General features: G+C 71.5%; 17 protein-coding genes. 5 read left to right on the top strand and 12 right to left on the bottom strand.

The genetic code is table 11. The features are described from left to right. Positions 1 to 98: 98 nt before the first annotated feature. Positions 99 to 1,856, bottom strand: a complete 1,758-nt coding sequence (locus tag ACFFIC_RS26200; protein WP_377055980.1) for a chloride channel protein — start codon at positions 1,854 to 1,856, stop codon at positions 99 to 101. Then, on the bottom strand, positions 1,853 to 2,632 hold the full coding sequence (locus tag ACFFIC_RS26195) for a TSUP family transporter (protein ID WP_377055978.1): 780 nt from the start codon (positions 2,630 to 2,632) through the stop codon (positions 1,853 to 1,855). The genes ACFFIC_RS26200 and ACFFIC_RS26195 overlap by 4 nt, the downstream gene beginning before the upstream one ends. A 294-nt stretch (positions 2,633 to 2,926) precedes the next feature. On the opposite strand from ACFFIC_RS26195, the gene ACFFIC_RS26190 reads away from it, so the two are divergent. The 3 genes from ACFFIC_RS26190 to msrP all read left to right on the top strand — a co-directional run bounded on the left by ACFFIC_RS26190 (position 2,927) and on the right by msrP (position 6,458). Then, on the top strand, positions 2,927 to 4,369 hold the full coding sequence (locus ACFFIC_RS26190; protein ID WP_377055997.1) for a glycosyltransferase family 39 protein: 1,443 nt from the start codon (positions 2,927 to 2,929) through the stop codon (positions 4,367 to 4,369). Between the two features lie 82 nt (positions 4,370 to 4,451). Continuing rightward, on the top strand, positions 4,452 to 5,441 hold the full coding sequence (locus ACFFIC_RS26185; protein ID WP_377055976.1) for a Bug family tripartite tricarboxylate transporter substrate binding protein: 990 nt from the start codon (positions 4,452 to 4,454) through the stop codon (positions 5,439 to 5,441). 75 nt (positions 5,442 to 5,516) lie between these two features. Next, positions 5,517 to 6,458 carry a protein-methionine-sulfoxide reductase catalytic subunit MsrP gene (gene msrP / locus ACFFIC_RS26180; RefSeq protein ID WP_377055974.1) on the top strand — a complete coding sequence of 314 codons (942 nt, stop codon included), beginning with the start codon at positions 5,517 to 5,519 and terminating at the stop codon, positions 6,456 to 6,458. Positions 6,459 to 6,468: 10 nt separating this feature from the next. Here msrP and ACFFIC_RS26175 read toward each other — a convergent pair whose 3' ends face one another. The 6 genes from ACFFIC_RS26175 to recG form a co-directional block, all read right to left on the bottom strand. Then, the gene (locus tag ACFFIC_RS26175; RefSeq protein WP_377055972.1) at positions 6,469 to 6,906 is read right to left on the bottom strand and encodes an NUDIX hydrolase; all 438 of its coding nucleotides are present in this window, start codon (positions 6,904 to 6,906) and stop codon (positions 6,469 to 6,471) included. Next, positions 6,903 to 7,910 (bottom strand): DUF4340 domain-containing protein, encoded by a 1,008-nt coding sequence (locus ACFFIC_RS26170; protein ID WP_377055970.1) that lies wholly within the window; start codon positions 7,908 to 7,910, stop codon positions 6,903 to 6,905. The genes ACFFIC_RS26175 and ACFFIC_RS26170 overlap by 4 nt, the downstream gene beginning before the upstream one ends. A gap of 10 nt (positions 7,911 to 7,920) precedes the next feature. Further along, positions 7,921 to 9,846 carry a Gldg family protein gene (locus ACFFIC_RS26165; RefSeq protein ID WP_377055968.1) on the bottom strand — a complete coding sequence of 642 codons (1,926 nt, stop codon included), beginning with the start codon at positions 9,844 to 9,846 and terminating at the stop codon, positions 7,921 to 7,923. A gap of 3 nt (positions 9,847 to 9,849) precedes the next feature. Next, positions 9,850 to 10,581 (bottom strand): ABC transporter permease, encoded by a 732-nt coding sequence (locus ACFFIC_RS26160; RefSeq protein ID WP_377055965.1) that lies wholly within the window; start codon positions 10,579 to 10,581, stop codon positions 9,850 to 9,852. Beyond that, on the bottom strand, positions 10,581 to 11,357 hold the full coding sequence (locus ACFFIC_RS26155; RefSeq protein WP_377055963.1) for an ABC transporter ATP-binding protein: 777 nt from the start codon (positions 11,355 to 11,357) through the stop codon (positions 10,581 to 10,583). The genes ACFFIC_RS26160 and ACFFIC_RS26155 overlap by 1 nt, the downstream gene beginning before the upstream one ends. 120 nt (positions 11,358 to 11,477) lie before the next feature. Continuing rightward, the gene (gene recG, locus ACFFIC_RS26150; RefSeq protein WP_377055961.1) at positions 11,478 to 13,553 is read right to left on the bottom strand and encodes an ATP-dependent DNA helicase RecG; all 2,076 of its coding nucleotides are present in this window, start codon (positions 13,551 to 13,553) and stop codon (positions 11,478 to 11,480) included. A gap of 58 nt (positions 13,554 to 13,611) precedes the next feature. Between recG and ACFFIC_RS26145 the strand changes: the two genes are divergently transcribed. Together ACFFIC_RS26145 and mfd are read left to right on the top strand one after the other, a co-directional pair. Then, positions 13,612 to 13,917 carry an FAD assembly factor SdhE gene (locus ACFFIC_RS26145; protein WP_377055959.1) on the top strand — a complete coding sequence of 102 codons (306 nt, stop codon included), beginning with the start codon at positions 13,612 to 13,614 and terminating at the stop codon, positions 13,915 to 13,917. Beyond that, positions 13,918 to 17,403: a transcription-repair coupling factor gene (mfd, locus tag ACFFIC_RS26140; protein WP_377055957.1), complete on the top strand. Its 3,486-nt coding sequence runs from the start codon at positions 13,918 to 13,920 to the stop codon at positions 17,401 to 17,403. A gap of 19 nt (positions 17,404 to 17,422) precedes the next feature. Here the strand turns inward: mfd and ACFFIC_RS26135 are convergent, their stop codons facing one another. From ACFFIC_RS26135 to ACFFIC_RS26120, 4 genes are all read right to left on the bottom strand, one after another. Continuing rightward, complete coding sequence (locus tag ACFFIC_RS26135; RefSeq protein WP_377055955.1) at positions 17,423 to 18,133, bottom strand: DUF1194 domain-containing protein; 711 nt, start codon at positions 18,131 to 18,133, stop codon at positions 17,423 to 17,425. Continuing rightward, a complete protein-coding gene (locus ACFFIC_RS26130) occupies positions 18,130 to 18,783 on the bottom strand; it encodes a DsbA family oxidoreductase (protein ID WP_377055953.1) in 654 nt (217 codons plus the stop codon). Before ACFFIC_RS26130 ends, ACFFIC_RS26135 begins: the two co-directional genes overlap by 4 nt. Before the next feature lie 534 nt (positions 18,784 to 19,317). After that, the gene (locus ACFFIC_RS26125) at positions 19,318 to 19,932 is read right to left on the bottom strand and encodes an endonuclease III domain-containing protein (protein ID WP_377055995.1); all 615 of its coding nucleotides are present in this window, start codon (positions 19,930 to 19,932) and stop codon (positions 19,318 to 19,320) included. Positions 19,933 to 20,289: 357 nt separating this feature from the next. Next, the coding region (locus ACFFIC_RS26120; protein WP_377055951.1) for a hypothetical protein at positions 20,290 to 20,519 on the bottom strand (230 nt) is incomplete at its 5' end.

The following is a 20,519-nucleotide window of genomic DNA, read 5'->3' as shown; positions in this document are numbered from 1 at the left end:
TGATCGACCGCGACACGGGCGCCAGACGCGCTTCCCGCGCGCAGGGCGGTGACATCATTCGGATCAGCTTCGACGACATGCGGGACAAAGGTTCGGCATCAGGCAAGCCCCACCTCCTCCTGCCGCCTCTTATCGAGTTCTTCGCCGTAGCGGCGGAGCACGTGGCTGGCGGTAAGGAGGCCGAGGACGCGGCGGCCCTCGGCGCTGTCGATCACCGCCATGGCCTCCGCCTCCGCCGCGTCGAATGCGGCCATTGCCTCCTTGGCGTTCATGGAGGGAAGCAGCGCGGCCTCGCGGTGGTGCAGCAGCGCCCCTGCCGTTTCCGTCTCGGCCGGGGCGGCATGGGCCTCCGCAACGAGGACGATGCCGGCATAGCGCCCGGCCTCGTCGACCGCGATCACCCGTTCGGCCGAGCCGAGGGGGAAGTTGCGGCGAAAGGTCGCGAGCTGGGTGCCCGCGGGCACCGTGCGCAGGTCGCGCCGCATCATGCGGCCCACCGTCAGCTCCTTGAGCCAGCCCACGTCGTGGGCGGAGCGGATGCTTTCTCCCCGCAGGTGGAAGCGCCAGGTGGCGAAGGAGTAGCCGAACAGGCGCCGCACCGTGATCCCCGTCACGGCCACAGCCGTCAGCACGGCGCCGGCGACCTGGAAGTTGCCCGTGGTTTCCAGCGCCATGAAGGTCATGGCCAGTGGAGCCCCGATGATGGCCGTGCCGAAGGCGCTCATGCCGACCACCGCGAGGAAGAGCGGATCGACCAGCCCGAAGCCCAGCAGGCTGAGCGCCGCGGCCGCCACCTTGCCCAGCAGGGCCCCCAGCAGGAGCGACGCGAAGAACAGCCCGCCCCGGAAGCCGGCGCCGAGCGAGATGGCCGAGGCCAGCGCCTTCAGGAGGAGCAGCAGCAACGCCGCGCGCACCGGTCCTTCCGTGTTGAAGGCCATGTGCAGCGCGCCATGCCCGGCCGAGAGCACGCCGGGCGCGAGCAGGGCGAGCACACCGACCGCGAGGCCACCCGCCGCGGGGCGCAGCCAGGCATAGCGCACGCCGCGCTTCAACCCGGCCTCGATGGCGCCCACGCTCCGCATCAGCGCGATGGCCGCGAGCGCGCAAAGCAGTCCCACGAGCAGCGCATTGGCATAGCCGTCCCACCCCGGGGAGGCGACGCCGCCGGGCTGCACCACATAGGTCTGCCCGTGGAACATGCGCGCCACCAGTGTGGCCGCGACCGCGCTGACCACCACGGGCGCAAGGCTCGCGATGGTGTAGGTGCCGATCACCAGCTCGAAGGCATAGAAGGCGCCGGTGAGCGGGGCGTCGAAGGCGGCGGCGATCGCACCCGCCGCCCCGCAGCCGACCAGCACGCGCAGGTCCCCGCGCCGGAGGCCGAACAGGATGCCCATGCGCGAGGCGAAGGCGCCGGCCACCTGGGTGTAGCCGGCCTCCAGCCCCACGGAGGCGCCGAAGCCGTTGGAAATGAGGTTCTGCCCGGCCACCACCGCGCCGTCCTGCAGCGCCATGCGCCCGCCATGGAGGGCATTGGCCTCGATCGGGTCCACGGGCACGCGCGGGTGCCAGCGGGCCAGGCCCAGGTTCACCGCGGCCAGCAACAGCCCGCCCAGGGCTGGCAGGGTCAGGGCGCGAAGCGGGTCGATCTCCCGAATGGCGCTGAGCCCATGGGTGCCCTCCGGACCGAAGAGCAGGATGTGCATGCCCTGGGCCACGCCGCTCATCGCCGAGGCGAGGGCGCCGGCGAGGACGCCGGCGATGGCGGCCAGCATGACCAGCCCAGGTTCCGTGCCGCGAATCCAGGCGCGGACGCTGCCCAGGCCGCTGGTGATGTGGTGGCGCCGTGTCTTCACGGGCCGCTTCCGAACAGCCCGGCAAGGCCGCGCGCCGCCGTGAGGAGCGCGACCAGCGCGAGGGTGGCGAGGGCGACGTTGCGGTGCGCTCCTCCGGCACGGCGGAACAGGGCGGCCCCGAGCCGCGATCCGGCCAGCATCAGCGGCATCCCCGCAAGCACCATCAATACCTCCCGCTGTCCGACGGCGCCGATCGCCACGAGGCTGGCGGAGGAGAGGAACGCGGAGAAGAGGAAGAAGACCATCAACGAGGCGCGAACCTGCGCGGGCTGGAGGGGCAGGGCCAGGTAATAAGCCAGCGCCGGTGGGCCGGGCATGGCGGCCATCCCGTTGAACAGCCCGGACAGGACGCCCGCCGCGGCCGTGGTGGCCCGTCCCGGCAGATGGCGGAAGCCGGGCGTGGCCACCAGCGCCAGCACGGCGACCCCGCAGGCGCCGGCCAGCACCAGCCGCGCCGCATCGGCCGGCAGCCAGGCCAGAAGCAGCGTGCCGAAGGGCGAGGAGACCAGCGCGCCGGCGGCCAGCCAGCGGACGGAGGGCCAGTGGCAGGCACGTGAGGCATCGCGGAAATCCATCAGCCCCCCGAGCAACTGCAACCCGGCCGCCAGCGCCACCGCGAGCAGGGGTGGCAGCGCGAGGCTCAGCAGGGGCACGGCGATGATGGCAAAGCCAAAGCCGGTGAAGCCGCGGAACAGGGCGGAAAGGGCGACAATCGCGACGACGGGGCCAAGGGATGCCGGCGAGGGCATGTTCGCTGGGATCAGGCTTTCGAGCATTCAAGGCTCCTGGGACGGGCTGCGCTACGACGATCCGCCGCCCGGTGGAAGGGCCGCGCCCCCTTCCGGCGGGTGGGCGCGCGGGCTAAGCCGCCGCCGTGCCGGCCCATGTCCCCCCCGCCGAACCGATCCATGCCACCCCGAGCATCCAGGGGAGGGCCATGGCCGGCAGCTCTGGAGCATTCGTTCGTGCGGGAGCCGCGCGCCATGCTGCGACGGCGGCACCTCCGGCCATCCGGTGCGACGGGATGGCGTTCGGCACCCTGGGTCGGCGGGCCCGCTAGCTTGGGTCGGGTGGTTTCCTGGCTGCGGAGCCCGTGGCTGCTCGCGCTGCTTCTGCTGACAGCCTTGCGGCTCCTCGCCGCGGCGCTGCTGCCGCTCTCGCCTGACGAGGCCTATTACTGGGTCTGGTCCCGCGACCTCCAGCCCGGCTACCTCGACCACCCGCCCATGGTTGCGCTCTGGATCGCGGCCGGCACGGCCCTGGCCGGGGACAATGCCCTGGGCATCCGCCTGCTCGCGCCGCTCGGGGTCATGTTGGCCTCGCTCGCGCTGGCCGGCGCGGGAAACGCCCTGCTGCCGCGGGAGCGCCCGGGGGTCTGGGCAGCGGCGCTGCTGAACGCGATGCCGGTGATCAATGCGGGCGCGGTGCTGATGACACCGGACACGCCGCTGTTTGTCTTCTGGTGCCTCGCGCTCTGGGCGGTGGGGCGCCTGCATGCCGCGGCCGACGGAAGATGGTGGCTCGCGGTCGGTGCGCTGGCGGGCTGCGCGCTGCTCTCGAAGTACACCGCGGCCCTTTTCGGGGCGGGACTCGTTTGCTGGCTGGTGGCGGAGCCCACGGCGCGGCGCTGGTGGCGGGACTGGCGGCTCTACGCCGGCGGCGCGGCCGCGGCGGCGCTGTTCCTCCCGGTGGTGACATGGAATGCGGCGCATGGCTGGGCTTCCTTCGCCAAGCAGGGCGGGAGGGCGGGCGCGGGCGAAGGGTTCACGCTGCGCTTCCTGGGGGAACTGGCGGCCGGGCAACTCGGCCTTGCCTCTCCCGTGCTCCTTTTGCTCTGCGCCACGGGTGCCGCGCTGGCGGGCTTGGCCTGGTGGCGGCGCGCGGATGCCGGTGCCGGGCTGCTCGCCGCGCTGACCCTGCCGGCTGCTGCCCTGTTCCTGTGGCAGGCGACCGGCAGCCGGGTGCAGGGGAACTGGCCGGCCATCCTCTACCCGGCGGCCTGCATCGCGGCGGCCGCCTTCACGGCGCGGCGCTGGCAACGCATCGGCGCCTGGCTCGGGCTCGGGCTCACCTTTCTCGTCGTTCTCCAGGCGGGCTTCGCGCCCTTGCCGCTACGCCGGGGAAGCGACCCGACGCTGGCGCGCCTGGGCGGCTGGGCCGGGCTGGCGCGGGACGTGGAGGCGGCGCGCATCGCGGCCGGCGCAAGCTTCGTGGCGGCGGAGGAATACGGTTTGGCGGCGGAACTGGCTCTGGCCCTGCCACCGGGAGTGCCCGTCGTGGCAATCGGCGACCGCTGGTCGCTCTTCTCCCTGCCCAGCCCGCCACCGGGGCAGAAGGGTTTGATGCTGCGCAGCCTGCGAAGGGGGGAGGGCCCCTCCCTCTGGCCCGGCGCGGTTCCGGCCGCCGAGGCGGTGCGGGCGCGCGGGGGAGTGGAGGCGGAGCGCTACCGGCTTCTCCAGGTGGAGACCCCCGCCGGCACGGAGCCCATGGCCATGCTGCCGCGGCCACGCTGAGGCGGCGTGGTTCCAGGTCGGGCGCCCGGCTGGCAGAATGGCATTAACCGGCCCGGAGGGGCCATTGCCGAGGAAATCGCCCATGCGTCGCCGGACCCTGCTTTCCACACTCGCCTCGATCCCGGCGTCCCCGGCCCTCGCGCAGGCTCCGGCCTGGGTGCCGGACCGGCCGATCTCGCTTGTCGTGCCATTCCTCGCGGGCGGCTCCACGGACATCGCCGGGCGGATCATGGCCGACCGCATGGGGCCCGGACTGGGCCCGAACGCCCGGATCATCGTGGAAAACCGCGCGGGGGCCGGAGGTTCGGTGGGCAGCGAATGGGTGCGCCAGCGCCCGGCGGACGGCTATACGATCCTGCTCGGCTCGGCGTCCTCCCACGGGACGAACCCGGCCGCACTGCCGTCGCAGACGCCGTATGACCCCGTGGCGGACTTCACCCCGATCGCGTCGGTCGGTGGCGGGCCGCTGGTGGTGGTCGTGCCGCAGGCATCGCCGTTCCGGACCATCGGGGACCTGATCGCCGGCATCCGAGCGCGCCCGGGCATGCTGCCCTGGGCCACCTCGGGCGTCGGCGGCATCGGTCACCTCTCGGGGGAATTCCTGAAGATCTCGGTCGGAGGACTGGAGGCGGAGCACGTGCCCTATCGTGGCGGTTCGGCCGTGATGGAGGCTCTGGCCAAGGGGGAGGTCGCCTATTCCTTCGAGGTGCTGGCTTCCAGCGCGCCGCACTTGCGGGACGGGCTGTCGCGCGGGCTGGCCGTGACCTCCCGGGAGCGCCACCCGCTGTTCCCCGGGATCCCGACGCTGGCCGAGACGGTCGCGCCCGGGTTCGATGTCACCACCTGGAACGTTCTGCTGGGGCCGCGCGGGCTTCCCGCGCCGGTGCAGGCCGCCTTGAACGGCGCCGCGCGGGCGGCGTTGTCCGAGCCTGCGACGCGGGACAGGCTGGCGGCCGCGGGCGTGGACCCCGCCGCCCCGATGGCCCCCGAGGAGACACGCGCTTTCCTGGCGGCGGAACTCGCCAAGTTCCGCGAGATCGTGCGCCGGGCCAATATCCGCCTGGGTGGCTGAGGAGAGGGCGAGTCCGCGGTCTTGAACGCGGCGCCGGGCACCCGAGTTGAAGGGCTGCCTGAACTGGAGAGCGCCATGCTGATCCGCATCCGCCGCGGCTGGGAACTTCCGGAAAGCGCCGCGACGCCTGAGTCGGTTGTTCTGGGACGACGGGCGGCGCTGGGCGGCGCGCTCGGGGCTGGCGCCGCCGTGGCGGGGCTGGCCGGCCCGGCTTGGGCCCAGGTCGCCGCGCCCGCCATGCGCAACCCGCGCTTCCAGCCGGGCCGCGAGGTGACGCCGGAGCGGGACGCGACCAGCTACAACAACTACTACGAGTTCGGCACCTCTAAGACCGTCACGCCCGCTGCGAACCGGCTGAAGGTGGCGCCCTGGACGATCAAGTTCGATGGGCTGGTGGCCCAGCCGCGCGAGCTGGGGCTGGAGGACCTGCTGAAGCAGGTGAACCTGGAGGAGCGGGTACTGCGGCACCGCTGCGTCGAGGCCTGGGCCATGACCGTGCCCTGGACGGGTTTCCCCATGTCCGAGCTGGTGCGCCTGGCCCAGCCAAGGCCGGAGGCGAAGTTCGTGGTCTTCGAGACGGCGGCGCAGCGCGACACCATGCCCGGCCTGCGGCAGGCCTGGTATCCCTGGCCCTACAGCGACGGCTGCTCGGTGGCGGAGGCCCGGAACGAGATGGCCTTCATCGCCACGGGCATGTACGGCAAGCCCCTGCCGCCGCAGAACGGTGCACCGATCCGGGCGCTGTTCCCGTGGAAGTATGGCTTCAAGGCGCCCAAGTCGATCGTGCGCGTCACGTTCCAGGCCGAGCAGCCGGTCGGCTACTGGGAGAAGCTGCAGGCCAGCGAGTACGGCTTCTGGGCCAACGTGAACCCCGAGGTGGCGCATCCCCGCTGGAGCCAGGCCAGCGAGCGGCTGCTGGGCTCCAACGAGCGCGTGCCGACCCGGATCTACAACGGCTACGGCGAGTTCGTGGCACCGCTCTACGCCAACATGCAGAACGAGCGCATCTGGTACTGAGCGGCTGCCATCAGCCCGGCGGCAGGCGCTCCCGGGCCGTGGCGATCACCCGCAGCGCCTCGGCCCAGAGGCCGAGCCGCGGCAATTCGGCGGGGGTGAAGAAGCGGGCCTCGCTGGCATCGTCGCCGGCGCGGGGCTCGCCGGAAAACCAGCGGCCGGCAAAGTCGATGATGGTGTAGTGGAAGCGCACCGCGCCTTCGTCATCGCGTTGCAGCACGTCCACGCAGGCGACAAGGGCGAGGGCACCGACTTCCATGCCCGCTTCCTCGCGCAGCTCCCGGCGGGCGGCGTCCTCTGCGGTTTCTCCCAGGTGCTGGGCGCCGCCTGGAACCGACCATTCTCCCGCACGCGGCGGGTGCCTGCGGCGGACCAGCAGCACCTCGTCCCCCCGGAAGGCGAGGCAGCCGATGCCGACCCAGGGGCGGTCGGGGAATTCGCGCCCGCTCAACCCTCGCGCTTTCGCAGGGTCTCGACGCCCGGCGCGAAGGCCGGGAGCTTCCAGGCACCGACCTGATAGGCCCAGCCGCGCCACCGCGCGTTCAGGCGTGCGGCTTCCTCGTCGCCTCCGGCGGAGAGGGTGAGCCAGACATCGCCATTGGCCTGTCGCAGCCGTGCCGTGACGACGAGGTTGTCGGTCAGGATGAAGCGACCCTCCCCGGCGGGCTCGCCCGGCACCTCGGCTTCGGGGCGGACATCGATAAGGGTCAGGCCCTCGAGCGCGCGGCCGACCTCGTCGAGCGATACCTCGTCTGCGGGCGGGGCGTCGCCGGGCAGGACGATGGCCAGGCGCCCGTCCGGGCCCTCGCCGCGCAGCAGCTCCACCGTGCGGCCGTCCCGCACCGCGATCACGCGCCGCACCCGGTCCTCCGGCAGATTGGCGATCATGCGATCGATCCAGAGCTGGGGGTCTGCGTCGGCGGAAAGGCGGCCTTCCGCGAGATAGGACTGGTTCTCGCCGGGTCGGCGGACATAGGCGCTCTCGGCGGCGGCACCGGGGGTGCCGGCCTGGGTGCGCGTCCGGCGCCGCCCGACGACGAGTTCGGCGAGCGGCGTTCCGGTGCCGTCGGTCACGCGCAGCAGCAGGGCGGAGGAGCTCGGCCCGGGCTCGTCGAGGCCGAGGCGGGCCAGGGACTCCGGGTCAGCTGTGCGACGCTCGGCGAGGCGAAGCTCGGTCAGCCCGACCAGGAGCTCGCGAACCCGCTCGCCGCGTGCGGGAAAGCCGCCCTTTTGCGGAAGGGTCCAGGTTTCGCCCTGCCCGCGCTGCAGCACGAGGCTCTGTGCGCCCTGTCTCAGCTCGATCCGCTGCGCCGCCGAAAGGCGGGGTGCGAGCGCCGGAAAGGCGAGGGGTGATTCCGAGGGTGGCGGGGCGGCATCCTCCGCCGGGATGAGCAGGGCGGCGGCCACCACCACGGCGGCCGTCCCGCCCAGGGCCAGGAGGTGGCGTCGGTTCATTGGCATCGGCTCATCCCCTCGCCGCCGCGCGGCGCCGCCCGCGCAGCACCGCGAGGCCAATGGCGAAGGCGGTGATCAGCAGGGGGACGAGCGCGATGTTGACCACGCGGAGCCATGTCTCGAGGTTCTCGATGCCCTGGCGCAGGCCGCGCTGGACGCCGCGGAGCTCCTGCCGGGTGCGGACGATCTCGTTGCGGGCCGCGTCGATCTCGGCGCGCTGCTCGGGGGTGATGACTGTCTGGGCATTGCCACCCGGGCCCTGGCGCAGCTCACGCAGGCGGCGCTCGGTGGCCTGGAGGCGCTCGGTGAGGTTGCGCTCGGTCTGGCGGAAGCGGGCGTCGGCCTCGCTCCGCATGGCATCCACCATGGTGAAGGGGCGGAGGCTTTCCCCGCGCGAGCGAAGCGAGATCAGGTTGTCGCCGCCCGCCAGCGTGTCCGCGAGATTGGTGAGCAGTGCGCCGTTGTCGCTGGTGGGGGTGGCGACCTGCTGGCCGAAGAAATCCTGCGTGCGGACCCAGAAGCGGTCCTCCAGCAGGTCCGTGTCGTTGCCGACCACAAGGTTCACCGGACCGTTCGACGCCGCCATGTGCGCGGGCAGGCCGGCCGCGCGCTCCGTGCCCTCCGGCAGGGCGGGCGGGCCGTCGGGGAAGGCGGTGCTGAGCACGCCGCGGATGCGGGCGAGCAGGACGTGGCGCCGGCCGTCCGCCCGGAACTCGGCGAGCACGCGGGTGGGGTCGGGCTCGCGCACGCGGGCGACGTCGATCAGGGCGGACTGGGGAGAGGAGGTCAGGAGCGGAGTCAGCTCAGCCGGAGCGCCCTCGCGCATGCGGACCTCGCCCGCGCTGGCGAAGGTGACCTGGGAAAGATCGGCGGTGGCCACGTCCGTGCGGTTCAGGCTGTCGCCCTGCGCGCTGAACCAGGCGAGGTAGTCCACGGCGCCCACGCGGTCGTTCGGCCCGGCGCGGACGCGCCAGGCGCCGCGCTGGTCCAGCACCACCTTGTCCGCCGGTGCCTCGATGCCCCAGGCGCTGAAGAGGCGGCCGAGGTTCGATGCGGTGGAGGCGGGTGGGCGCCCGGTGGGGTCGGGGCGGGCGGCCTGGCTTTCGCTGTGCGGGTCGGTCAGGGCCAGCAACCGGCCACCGCGCATGACGAACTGGTCGATCGCGTAGAGCGTCGCGTCGGGCAGGTCCTGGGCATGGGCCACCATCAGCACCTGGATGTCGGATGGGATGGCCTGCGCGTCGGCGGCCACGTCCTTGACGGTGAAGAACTGGCGGAGCTGCGTCATGACCTGAAAGGGCTGACCGGCGCCGGGCACCCGCATCATCATGGCGCGGGAATCGCCGTTCAGCGGCAGCGAGGACAGCACGCCGAGCACGGGACGCGTCGGGTTGGACAGCTCGTGCACCAGCCGGGTCAGGTCGTATTCCAGGAAGCGCTCCCGCTCCGGCTGGAAGAAGGCGACGCTGCGCTCGTCGTCCAGCAGGTTCGAGCCGGCGAGGCCGAAATACACCTGCTCCCCGGCGTTATCGAGCGGCACGCCCTGAAGGCCATAGGCGAGCGCCCGGTCCTCGGTCTCGGAGAAGGGCTCGGGGTCCAGGATCTCCAGCCGGATCCTGCCGCCGGAAAGGGAGACGTATTCGCGCAGCATCTCCCGGACGCGATCGGCATAGGCGCCATAGACGGGCACGGCCGCGCCAAGGCGACGGGAATAGAAGAAGCGGAGCGTGACGGGGTCCCGCAGGTTGGACACCACCTGCCGCGTGCCCTCCGACAGGGTGTAGAGGCGCTGGTCCGTGAGGTCGATGCGCGCGCGCGAGAGAAAGCGCTCCGCGAGCATGTTGACGCCGACGGCCAGGGCCGCCACGGCCAGCAGCGCGCCGACGGAAAGCCAGGCGCGGCGGGCGCGAGGCTTGGGGAAAGTGGTGTCGCTCACGGTTCAGTCCGCCTTGCGCAGGTCGACGGCGATGGCGTTGGCGAAAAGCCACACGCCGATGAAGCTGGCGAAGAAGATGATGTCGCGAAGCGAGATCACGCCGCGCGAGAAGGCGGCGAGCCGGTCCGTGACCGAGAGCCCGCGCGCGATTTCGGCAAGCGCGGGCGTGTTGCGGCTGAGGAACTCGGTCACCACCGGGGATCCGGTGGCGGCGAAGAGGAAGCAGACGGCGACGGCCAGCACGAAGGCGATCACCTGGTTCTTCGTGAGCGCGGAAATGGCGGCGCCGACCGCCAGATAGGCACCGGCCACCATCAGGCAGCCGAGATAGCCGGCCGCGATCACGCCGTTGTCGGGATCGCCCAGCAGGTTGACGGTGATCACCAGGGGAAAGGTCAGCGCCAGCGCGATGGCGCAGAAGGCCCAGGCCGCTAGGAACTTGCCGAGGACCGCCTGCCACTGGGCGATGGGCAGGGTGAGCAGCAGCTCGATGGTGCCGAGACGCCGTTCCTCCGCCCAGAGGCGCATGGTGATGGCGGGCACGAGGAACAGAAAGAGCCAGGGCACGAAGGCGAAGAAAGGCTGCAGGTCCGCGGTGGAGCGGGCGAAGAAGCCGCCGAGGGTGAAGGTCAGTGCCCCCGACATCACCAGGAAGATGACGATGAACACATAGGCGACGGGGGTGGCGAAGTAGGAGGCCAGTTCCCGCCGTGCGACGGTTAGCGTGCCGCCCATCACGCGGCCTCCCCGGCGTGGTGCTCGGCAGGGCCCCGGGTCAGGTCGCGGAACACGGTGTCGAGGTCGGGGCCGCGGGAGGCGAGTTCGGCGGGGGTCGCGTCCGCCACCACGCGGCCGCGCGCGATGACGATGGCGCGGGTGCAGACGGCACCGACTTCTTCCAGGATGTGGGTCGAGATGATCATGGCCTTGCTCGGCGCCATGCGCGCGATGAGGTTGCGGACCTCGTGCTTCTGGTTGGGGTCGAGGCCGTCGGTGGGTTCGTCCAGCACCAGGACGGGCGGGTCGTGCAGCAGGCTCTGCGCGAGGCCGACGCGGCGCTTGAAGCCTTTTGAAAGCGTCTCGATGGGCTGGAGGCGGACCTCCTCCAGGGTGGTGAGGCGCATCGCGCCGTGCACGCGGTCGGCGGCCTCGGTGCCGCGGAAGCCGCGGGCGCGGGCGGTGAAGGCCAGGAAGCCCTGCACGGTCATCTCGGGATAGGTCGGCGCGCCCTCGGGCAGGTAGCCGAGGTTGCGCCGGGCCTGGACGGGGCGGTCCACCACGTCGTCGCCCATGATGCGGGCCGTGCCGGCGGTGGGCGTCACGAAGCCGGCCAGCATCTTCATGGTGGTGGACTTGCCGGCGCCGTTGGGGCCGAGGAAGCCCAGCACCTCCCCGGCGCGGACGGTGAAGGACACGTCGTCCACGGCGGTGAAGGCGCCAAAGCGCTTGGTCAGCCGTTCGATCTCGATATGGGCGGGATGCTGCTGGGCGGTCGCAATGGGTGCAGTCACGGGGCGCTCCGCTGCGTCGTCGGTCCGATCACGAATTCGTCGGTCGCATGGGGTTAAGCGCGGTCCGCGGCCGGCGCAAGCCCCGATCCCGGGCCGCGCCCGTGTTCGCCGGGGGCGCGGTCAGCCGGCGGCCAGCGGGGCCAGGCTCTGGTCGTGGTCGAAGATCGCCAGGAGGTCGCGCGCGGCGCGGCCGCGCTCCGTGGCCGCCAGATCCGGGTCCTTGCCCAAGAGAAGTTCCGCGTCCTGGTGCGCCATCCGCACCAGCCCGCCGTGGCGCTGGGGGTCGGCGATGCGGCGGCCGATCTGCCCGGCCTGGCGGGTGCCGAGCGCATCGCCGCCGCCGCGGAAGTCGAGGTCGGCGTCGGCGATGAGGAAGCCGTCCTCCGTGTCGCGGATCACCGAGAGGCGGCGCTTCTCCCCCTCCAGAAGCTCGGCCGAGGGGAGCAGGAGGCAGAAGGACTGGGCGCTGCCCCGCCCCACCCGGCCGCGAAGCTGGTGCAAGGCGGAGAGCCCGAAGCGCTCGGCCTGCTCGATGATCATGATGGTGGCCTCGGGCACGTCCACGCCGACCTCGACCACGGTGGTGGCGACCAGCAACTGGGCTTGGCCCGCGGCGAAGTCGGCCAGCGCGGCCTCGCGCACGTCCAGCGTCTGCGCGCCGTGGGCGAGGCGCACGGTCGCGCCGAAGACCTCCCGCAGCCGGGCGAAGGTGGTCTCGGCGGCGACGTTGTCGTGGGCCTCGCCTTCCTCGATGGCGCGGACCACCCAGTAGGCACGGTGGCCGCCCGCAAAGGCGCGGCGAAGCGCGGCCAGCACCTCCTCCTGGCGGTCGCGGCTCACGATGCGGGTGACGATGGGCTTGCGTCCGGCGGGGCGGCCCTCCAGGCGGGAGACGGCCATCTCTCCCCACTGGGTGAGGAGGAGGGTGCGGGGGATGGGGGTTGCCGTCATCACCAGCACGTCGGTCTCGGTGCCCTTCTCCGTCAGCATCAGGCGCTGTGCGACGCCGAAGCGGTGCTGCTCGTCGACCACCACCAGGGCGAGGTCACGGAACTGCACGCCCTCCTGGAAGAGGGCATGGGTTCCGACCACCAGGGGCAGCGAGCCGTCGGCGAGGCGCCGCAGGACGCGCGAACGCTCCTTTCCCTTTACGCTTCCGGCCAGCAGGGCGCATTCCACGCCGGCGGCGCCGGCCAGGCGCTGGAAGGTGCGGAGATGCTGGCGGGCCAGCATCTCGGTCGGCGCCATGATGGCGGCCTGGGCACCCGCTTCCACCGCGCGGAGCATGGCCAGGAGGGCGACCAGGGTCTTGCCGCTGCCGACATCGCCCTGGAGCAGGCGGAGCATGCGGCGCGGGGCGGCAAGGTCGGAGTCGATCTCGGCCAGGGCATGGGCCTGGGCGGGGGTAGGCTGGTGGCCGAAGGCGGCGAGGGCGGCCTCGCGCAAGCAGCCGTCGCCCAGCAGTGAACGCCCGGGGCGTTCCAGCACGGCCCTCCGGACGAGACCGATGGCGAGCTGGCCGGCAAGGAGTTCGTCATAGGCCAGACGGTCGGTCGCCTCGGGGGCGGGGAGGGCGCTCGGCGCCTGGAGGGCGCGCAGGGCCTCGGTGAAGCCCGGCCAGCGGCGGCGGCGGAGATGGGTCGGGTCCTGCCACTCCCCGGTCGCGGGAAGGCGGGCGAGGGCGGCAGCCATCGCCTTCTGAACGTCCCGCGGGCCGAGGCCCTTCACCAGCGGCCAAACGGGCTGGATGTCCGGGATGGTGTCGGGGGGCGAGACGAACTCTGGCGCGTCCATCTGCCAGCGCGCGCCGTAGCGGCGCACCCGGCCCGAGACGGTGCGCGGCGCACCCTCGGGAAAGGCCCGGTGCAGCCAGGGCCCCACCCAGCGGGCGCGGAGGAAGTAGACGAGGTCGATCATGGCCCGCTCGCTCAGGGCCTTCACCACCCAGGGCTGGGAGGGATTACGGGGGGCGACCACCTCCTCGACAAGCAGGGGCACGGTGGCGATGTCGCCGTCCGCCGCATCGGCCAGGCGGGTCACGCGCTTGCGGTCCACGTAGCGCTCGGGGAGATGGAACAGGAGGTCGAGCACCCGCGGCCCGGCGGCATCGGAAAGCTGGCGGGCCTTGCCCGCGGCCTCGGGGAGGCTGTCGAGGGGTGCGAGGAGGGGGAGGAGGCGTTCGGACTGGACTGGCATGATTCGGCGTGGGGGTTATATGGCACCGCACGAACGAATGCCGAACGGGCCACGAGCAATGAGTGACGAAGCGAACGAACTCTCCCCTCGCCGGCGGCGTTTGCTGTTCCGGGCGGCCCATCGCGGCACCAAGGAGACGGACCTGCTGGTGGGAGGCTTCGTGTCGGACCGAATCGAGGCCTTTTCCGACCAGGAGCTGGACGAGGTGGAGGAGATCCTGGAATTGCCGGACGTGGACCTCACCGACTGGCTTTCCGGCCGCCGGACGGTGCCCGCGGAGTTGCAGACCCCGATGATGCTGCGCCTGCTGGAGGCGAGCGCCGCCCCAGGGGCCGGGATCCCCGCCGCGATGCGGAAGAGCTGAATGGCGAAGGCGACGAAGCGCGGCCTGGACGTTTACGGCGCGCCAGAGGGCTATGACGGCCTGCTGGTGGCCCGCCGCCGGGCGGAGGAGCCGGGCGGCATCCTGCACGTTTGCCGCGACGACGCCCGGATGCAGCGCATGGCCGATGCTCTGGCCTTCCTGGCGCCGGAGGCCGAGGTCCTGGGCTTCCCCGCCTGGGACTGCCTTCCCTATGACCGCGTTTCGCCCAACCCGGAGATCGTGGCCGAGCGCGTGGCCACCCTGACCCGGCTGATGGAGAAGGCGTCGCGCCCGCGGATCGTGCTGACCACGGTGAACGCCCTGGTGCAGAGGGTGCCGCCGCGCGCGGTCTTCGCCGGGGCCACGATGCGGCTGGCCAAGGGCGGGCGGACCGATCCGGACAAGCTGCTCGGCTTCCTGGAGGCCAATGGCTATGGCCGGGCGGGCACGGTGATGGAGCCGGGCGAGTACGCGGTGCGCGGCGGCATCATCGACCTTTATCCCGCGGGCGAGCCCGACCCGGTGCGCCTGGACCTGTTCGGGGACGAGATCGAGAGCATTCGCCACTTCGACCCGGGCACGCAGCGCAGCGGGCAGGCGCTGGATGAACTCTGGCTGCGCCCGATGGGCGAGGTGTTCCTGGACCCGGATTCGATCACCCGCTTCCGCTCCGGCTACCGCGACCTGTTCGGCCCGGCCGCGGGGGATGACCCCCTTTATGTCAGCGTTTCCGCTGGGCAGCGCCATCCCGGGCTGGAGCATTGGGCGGGCCTGTTCCATGACGGGATGGAGACCCTGCTCGACTATCTCGGCCCGGCTTCGGTGAGCCTGGACCATCAGGCGGAAGCCTCGCTCGAAGCGCGGCTGGAGATGATCGAGGACCACTACGAGGCGCGCCGCATGCCGCCGCGTGAGGGTGAGGTGCCCTATCGTCCGGCGCCGCCGGATCGCCTCTACCTCGACCGGCGCGGCTGGGACCGGATGCTCTCGGGCGGCGCGCTGCTCCGCTTCAATCCCTTCGGCAAGGCCGAGGACGGGGAGGGGATCGATGCGGGCGGCCGCCAGGGCCGCGTGTTCACCGAGGTGCGTCAGGCCGGCGGAAACGTCTTCGACGCCTTTCACGACCACGCGAAGGCCATGGCGGGGCAGGGACGCCGGACGATCCTGGCGGGCTGGACCCGTGGTTCGCGCGACCGCCTCGCGAACCTCCTGCGGGAACACCGCGTGCCGACACAGACGGTGGAGCACTGGGCCGCGACCCAGGCCCTGCCGCCGGGGGTGGTGGGGCTGGCGGTCTGGGGGCTGGAGCGCGGCTTCATCGGCGCGCCGGGCGCGGATGGCGAGCCGGGTATCTCCGTCACCGGGGAGCAGGACCTGCTGGGCGACCGGATCGCCCGGCCGCCCCGCCGCCGCAAGCGCGCCGACCAGTTCATCGCCGACGCGACGGAGATCGAGGAAGGCGACCTCGTGGTCCATGCCGATCACGGGATCGGGCGCTACGACGGCTTGCAGACGCTGGATGCGGGCGGCGCACCGCACGACTGCCTGCGGCTTCTCTACGATGGCGGCGACAAGCTGTTCCTGCCTGTCGAGAACATCGAGGTGCTCACGCGCTTCGGCAGCGATTCGGCCGGCGTTTCGTTGGACAAGCTGGGCGGCGCCTCCTGGCAGAACCGCAAGGCCAAGGCGAAGTCGCGCATCCAGGACATGGCGGCTCAGCTGATCCGCACCGCCGCCGAACGCCAGACCAAGGAAGGGGTGATGGCCACCCCGCCCGAGGGCGCCTGGGACGAGTTCTGCGCCCGCTTCCCCTTTGCCGAGACCGACGACCAGCTTCGCGCCATCTCGGACGTGCTGGAGGATCTTTCGGCGGGCAGGCCAATGGACCGGCTGATCTGCGGGGACGTGGGCTTCGGCAAGACCGAGGTCGCGCTGCGCGCCGCCTTCGTGGTGGCGATGACGGGGGCGCAGGTGGCCGTGGTTGTGCCGACCACGCTGCTGTCACGCCAGCACTTCCGCACCTTCTCCGCCCGCTTCGAGGGGCTGCCGGTGAAGGTGGCGCAGCTTTCGCGCATGGTGACGGCCAAGGAGATGGCGGTGGTGAAGGAGGGGCTGCGCGACGGCTCCATCAACATCGTCGTCGGCACCCATGCCGTGCTGGCCAAGGGCGTGGAGTTCGCCGACCTTGGGCTGGTGATCGTCGATGAGGAGCAGCATTTCGGCGTGGCGCACAAGGAGCGGCTGAAGGCGCTCAAGGCGGATGTGCACGTGCTGACGCTGACGGCGACGCCCATTCCGCGCACGCTTCAGCTCGCGCTGTCCGGCGTGCGGGAGATGAGCGTGATCGCAACCCCTCCGGTGGACCGGCTGGCGGTGCGCACCTTCATCATGCCCTGGGACAGCGTGATCATCCGCGAGGCCGTGCAGCGCGAGCGCTTCCGCGGCGGGCAGGTGTTCTGCGTGGTGCCGCGCCTGGAGGATCTGCCCAAGGTCGCGGCGCGCCTGGCCGAGATCGTGCCGGAGGTGCGGATCGCCCAGGCGCACGGACGGCTGACGCCCACCGAGCTCGAGCGGGTGATGACGGAGTTCGGCGACCAGAAGTACGACGTGCTGCTTTCCACGAACATCGTGGAAAGCGGGCTCGACATGCCCGCGGTCAACACGCTGATCATCCACCGGGCCGACATGTTCGGACTGGCCGGGCTCTACCAGCTTCGCGGGCGGGTCGGGCGCGGGAAGCAGCGGGGCTATGCCTACCTGACCTGGCCGCAGTCGCACCGGCTTTCGGCCGCGGCGACCAAGCGCCTGGAGGTGATGCAGACGCTGGACAACCTCGGTGCGGGCTTCACCCTCGCCTCGCACGATCTCGACATCCGCGGCGCGGGCAACCTGCTCGGCGACGAGCAGTCCGGCCATGTGCGCGAGGTCGGGATCGAGCTTTACCAGCAGATGCTGGAGGACGCGGTGCAGGACATCCGCAACCGCCAGCGTGGCAAGGGCCAGAAGGGCGAGGCGCCGGACCGCGACTGGACGCCCAACATCAACCTCGGCCTGCCCGTGCTCATCCCCGAGGACTATGTGCGCGACCTTCCCGTGCGCCTCGGGCTTTATCGCCGCATTGGCGGGCTGGCGAGCGAGGCGGAGATGGAGGCCATGGCGGCGGAGCTGACCGACCGCTTCGGGCCCATTCCGGAGGAGGTGGAGAACCTTCTCCAGGTGGTTTCCATCAAGCGCATGTGCCGCGAGGCCGGGGTGGAGAAGCTGGATGCCGGGCCCAAGGGCGTGGTGCTTGCCTTCCGCCGCAACCAGTTCGCGAACCCGGGCGGGCTGGTGGCTTGGGTGGCGACCCAGAAGGGCGGGGTGAAGCTGCGCCCCGACCACAAGCTCGCCGTGGTGCGCGAGATGGAGCTGGCCCAGCGGGTGAAGGTGGCGCGGGAGATCCTGGCCGCTCTGCTCCGGGTGGCGACGCAGGCCAAGGCCGCCTGAGGCGGCGCTTGGCCGCGCCTCAGACCGGGCCGGGGCCGGTCGGCCGCGCCGCGATCTCGCGCACCAGCTTGGCGCGCATGGCGCGGGCGAAGTCGGCGCGGCTCTCGGCGGCCATGACGAAGGCGCCGTCCCCTGCGATGACGGTATCCTCGTAGATGCCCGCGAGGCCGAGTCGGCTGCCCTCGATGGCGAGGGCATTGACCACGATGCCGCGGGCGGCGGCGGCGCGGCGGGCGGCCTCCACGGGGCGCAGGCTCCGCATGTCCGGTGCGTCGCCCGAAAGGTCGATCACCCGCTCCCTGGCGTCCCAGGGCGCGCGGGCGATCAGGGCGGCCGCGTGGTCCAGTGCGTCGCCGATGGCGTTCCAGGACTGCGGCGAGCGCGGGGCGTCCACCACGGATTGAGCCAGCCGCCGCGCGGACTCCGCGCCCGACACGCGTTGCCAGTCCACCACGGTCGCGGCACCGCCGGGAGCGCCCCATTCCACCAGGGCGGCGCCGATCGCCCCGCGCTGCCCGGCCGCGATGGCCGAAAGCACGGAGGGATGCGTCAGTGCCTCGGCACAGCCCTCGCGCTGAAGGCGGAACTCGTCGGCATCGATGCTGCCGGAGGCATCGACCGCGAGCACCAGCAGGAGGTCCAGCGCGGCGGGCTGGGCGAGCGCGGCGCCACCTGCCAGGGCGGGCGCGAGCCCGATCGCCGCGCGGCGGCCGAACGCGCTCCTGCTCACACGACCTCGGCCAGGGCCACGTCCAGCAGGCGCTGGAGTACCTCGGGTTCCTGCGCGCCGGCGATGGCGTGCCGGCCGGCGATGACGAAGCAGGGGACGCCGTTGATGCCCAGGCGGTGGGCACGGAGGTTTTCGGACTGCACGGCCTCCGCCTCCTGCTCCCCCGACAGGAAGCGGCGGGTCGCCGCACGCTCCAGACCCGAGGCGGCGGCGATGCCGGCGAGCGTGGCGTGGTCGGAGATATCGGCGCCTTCGGCGAAATGGGCCACGAAGAGGCGATCCACCACCTCTTCCGCGGCGCCGCGGCGGGCGGCCAGGCGCACCAGCCGGTGCGCGTCCACGGAAGGCGGCGTGCGCTCGATCAGATCAAAGCGGAAGGGCACGCCCTCCGCCCGTCCCATCTCGGTCAAAGTGGCGTGCAGGCGCTTGGCACGGTCGGCGTTCGCAGGCCGGCGGGCGAAGGGCTCGCGGGCCGCGGGGGGCTGGTCGGGGTTCAGCAGGAAGGGCCGCCAGAGCAGCTCAGCCGCCAGCTCCGGCCGGGCGCGCAGGGCACGGCGCAGGCGGCGGGTGCCGATGAAGCACCAGGGGCAGACGAGGTCAAAGACCACCTCGATCGGCAACCGGGCGCGGGGAGGGGACAGGGCGTTCACGGCCTGAGGGTAGCGCCGCGCGGGGGCGGCGGGCCAGCGGTGTTCATAGCAGGTGCTCCCGCTTTCCGGGCAAGGGCTTTAACATGGGTGCGAGCACCGGGAGCTGCTATCCCCAGACGCAGAGGCCGTCCGGAACACGTCTTCCGGTCGCCCGCCGGCGCAAGCTAACCGGGCAGTCACCTTGACCGGGCGCGCTTGCCGCGTGCTGCGTCCACATGGGCCCGTGGGGCGGGGGAGCGGCCGCTGGTATGCGGGTGGGAGTTTGCCTGCATGGATACAACGAATCACCGCCGGCACGTCGCGCTCACCGACCCGGAGGTTGGCCTCAGTCTCGCGCCTGTTGGGACCAGACCGCCTCTCAGCGGGTGGTGCGGGATGGAGCTCAATGAAGGCGCCGAACTTTCCCGCCACCTTGATGCGCGGCTTCGCCATCTACTTAGCCATGGGGAACACGTCGCCTCCGTGGTCTTACGGCATTCTCACACCGAGCTTATGGCTTGGGTGGTAGGCCTCCGGGGGAGTCAGGCCTGAGGATCAGCGCGCGGCGGTGACGCCGACCTGCTGACACATGTCCAGCAGCAGACAGGATGAGCAGCGCGGGCGTTCCCCGGTGCAGACGAACTTGCCGAAGGGAACCAGGCGTTCGTTGATTTCGATCCAGTAGCGGCGGGGAAGTGCGGCTTCCAGGGCGGTCATCGTGCGTTCCGGTGTGGATGCCGCCACGATACCCCAGCGGTTGACGATGCGATGGACGTGGATGTCGACCGCAATGGCCTCATGCCCAAAGGCGACGCCGAGGGTAAGGGCGGCAATCTTCGGGCCGACGCCGCGGAAGGCGGTCAGCCCTTCCATGGTGCCGGGTACCTCCCCGTCATTCTCGTCGAGGATTCGGCGGGACAGGGCGAGGATGTCCCTTGCCTTCGGCTCGGGGAAGGTTGCGCCGTGGAGCAGCGTGACCAAGCGCGGCTCATCGAGCGCCACGATCTCCGCAGGGGTGCGGGCAACCGCGAAAAGGCGAAGGCAGACCGGGGTGGTGACCTCGTCCCGGGTACGAGCCGAGATCAGGCTGGCGACAAGTTGCTCGAACGGGGAGGCGTGCCCGCGATCCCTCAGGTCGAACATTGCGGCCCTCGGGTGGCCCTCCAGCATCTCGCGCAAGCGACGGAAAGCCTCGTCATAGTTGAATGGCAGCTTGGTCGGATTGGGTGGAGGACCTGCGATGGCCGCAGTGGAAGCGGAAATGGGCATGGGACGGAAACGCTTGGCCCTGATCCGGGCTGCCTGCCCCAGTCTGGAGGGGGCCACCGGCACACGCACCAGGGGCTTGCCGACACGGACGGCAGAACGCGGAAGAAGCTGCTTGCGCCATGCGCGGATGAGCGGAGGTCAGAGGTTTGTACGAGCCGAGCGAGGTGGAGCTTCGGCGAGCAGCAGTGCGGAGACACAGCCGATGCAAGCTTTGTGACAGTTTTGATTTTTAGGGCTTGATCCCAAAGGTCTGGGGGTCTAGATAGCCGTCACCGGACGACGCGCTGAGTGCTTCGCCGGTGCCTCTGAGGGGGATGGTTGGAAAACGCCTTGGGCGTTTATTCGGCGTCTCAGTGTTTTTGTTCCTGCGTTCTGTAGGACGTCAGAGTTGCTTTGCGGAACCGTTGTTGGTTCCGCAAAGCCATGTTCTTTCAAAACAGAATCTGTCTTTTGGAAGTCAAGCGGGCATTTTGCTTTGACGTGGTGTT

It is taken from the genome of Muricoccus vinaceus (genome assembly GCF_042433125.1).
Lineage (GTDB): Bacteria > Pseudomonadota > Alphaproteobacteria > Acetobacterales > Acetobacteraceae > Roseomonas > Roseomonas vinacea.
The sequence above is the reverse complement of the archived record's forward strand: the minus strand, read 5'-3'. Positions and strand labels throughout refer to the sequence as shown.

Bases quoted from the DNA above. Each gene is read 5' to 3' on its own strand.
- ACFFIC_RS26125 (WP_377055995.1), bottom strand. From the start codon at position 19,932: ATGCTGGAGGGCCACCCGAGGGCCGCAATGTTCGACCTGAGGGATCGC.
- ACFFIC_RS26195 (WP_377055978.1), bottom strand. From the start codon at position 2,632: ATGCTCGAAAGCCTGATCCCAGCGAACATGCCCTCGCCGGCATCCCTT.
- ACFFIC_RS26145 (WP_377055959.1), top strand. From the start codon at position 13,612: ATGAGTGACGAAGCGAACGAACTCTCCCCTCGCCGGCGGCGTTTGCTG.
- msrP (WP_377055974.1), top strand. From the start codon at position 5,517: ATGCTGATCCGCATCCGCCGCGGCTGGGAACTTCCGGAAAGCGCCGCG.
- ACFFIC_RS26170 (WP_377055970.1), bottom strand. From the start codon at position 7,910: ATGAACCGACGCCACCTCCTGGCCCTGGGCGGGACGGCCGCCGTGGTG.
- recG (WP_377055961.1), bottom strand. From the start codon at position 13,553: ATGCCAGTCCAGTCCGAACGCCTCCTCCCCCTCCTCGCACCCCTCGAC.
- ACFFIC_RS26185 (WP_377055976.1), top strand. From the start codon at position 4,452: ATGCGTCGCCGGACCCTGCTTTCCACACTCGCCTCGATCCCGGCGTCC.
- ACFFIC_RS26160 (WP_377055965.1), bottom strand. From the start codon at position 10,581: ATGGGCGGCACGCTAACCGTCGCACGGCGGGAACTGGCCTCCTACTTC.
- mfd (WP_377055957.1), top strand. From the start codon at position 13,918: ATGGCGAAGGCGACGAAGCGCGGCCTGGACGTTTACGGCGCGCCAGAG.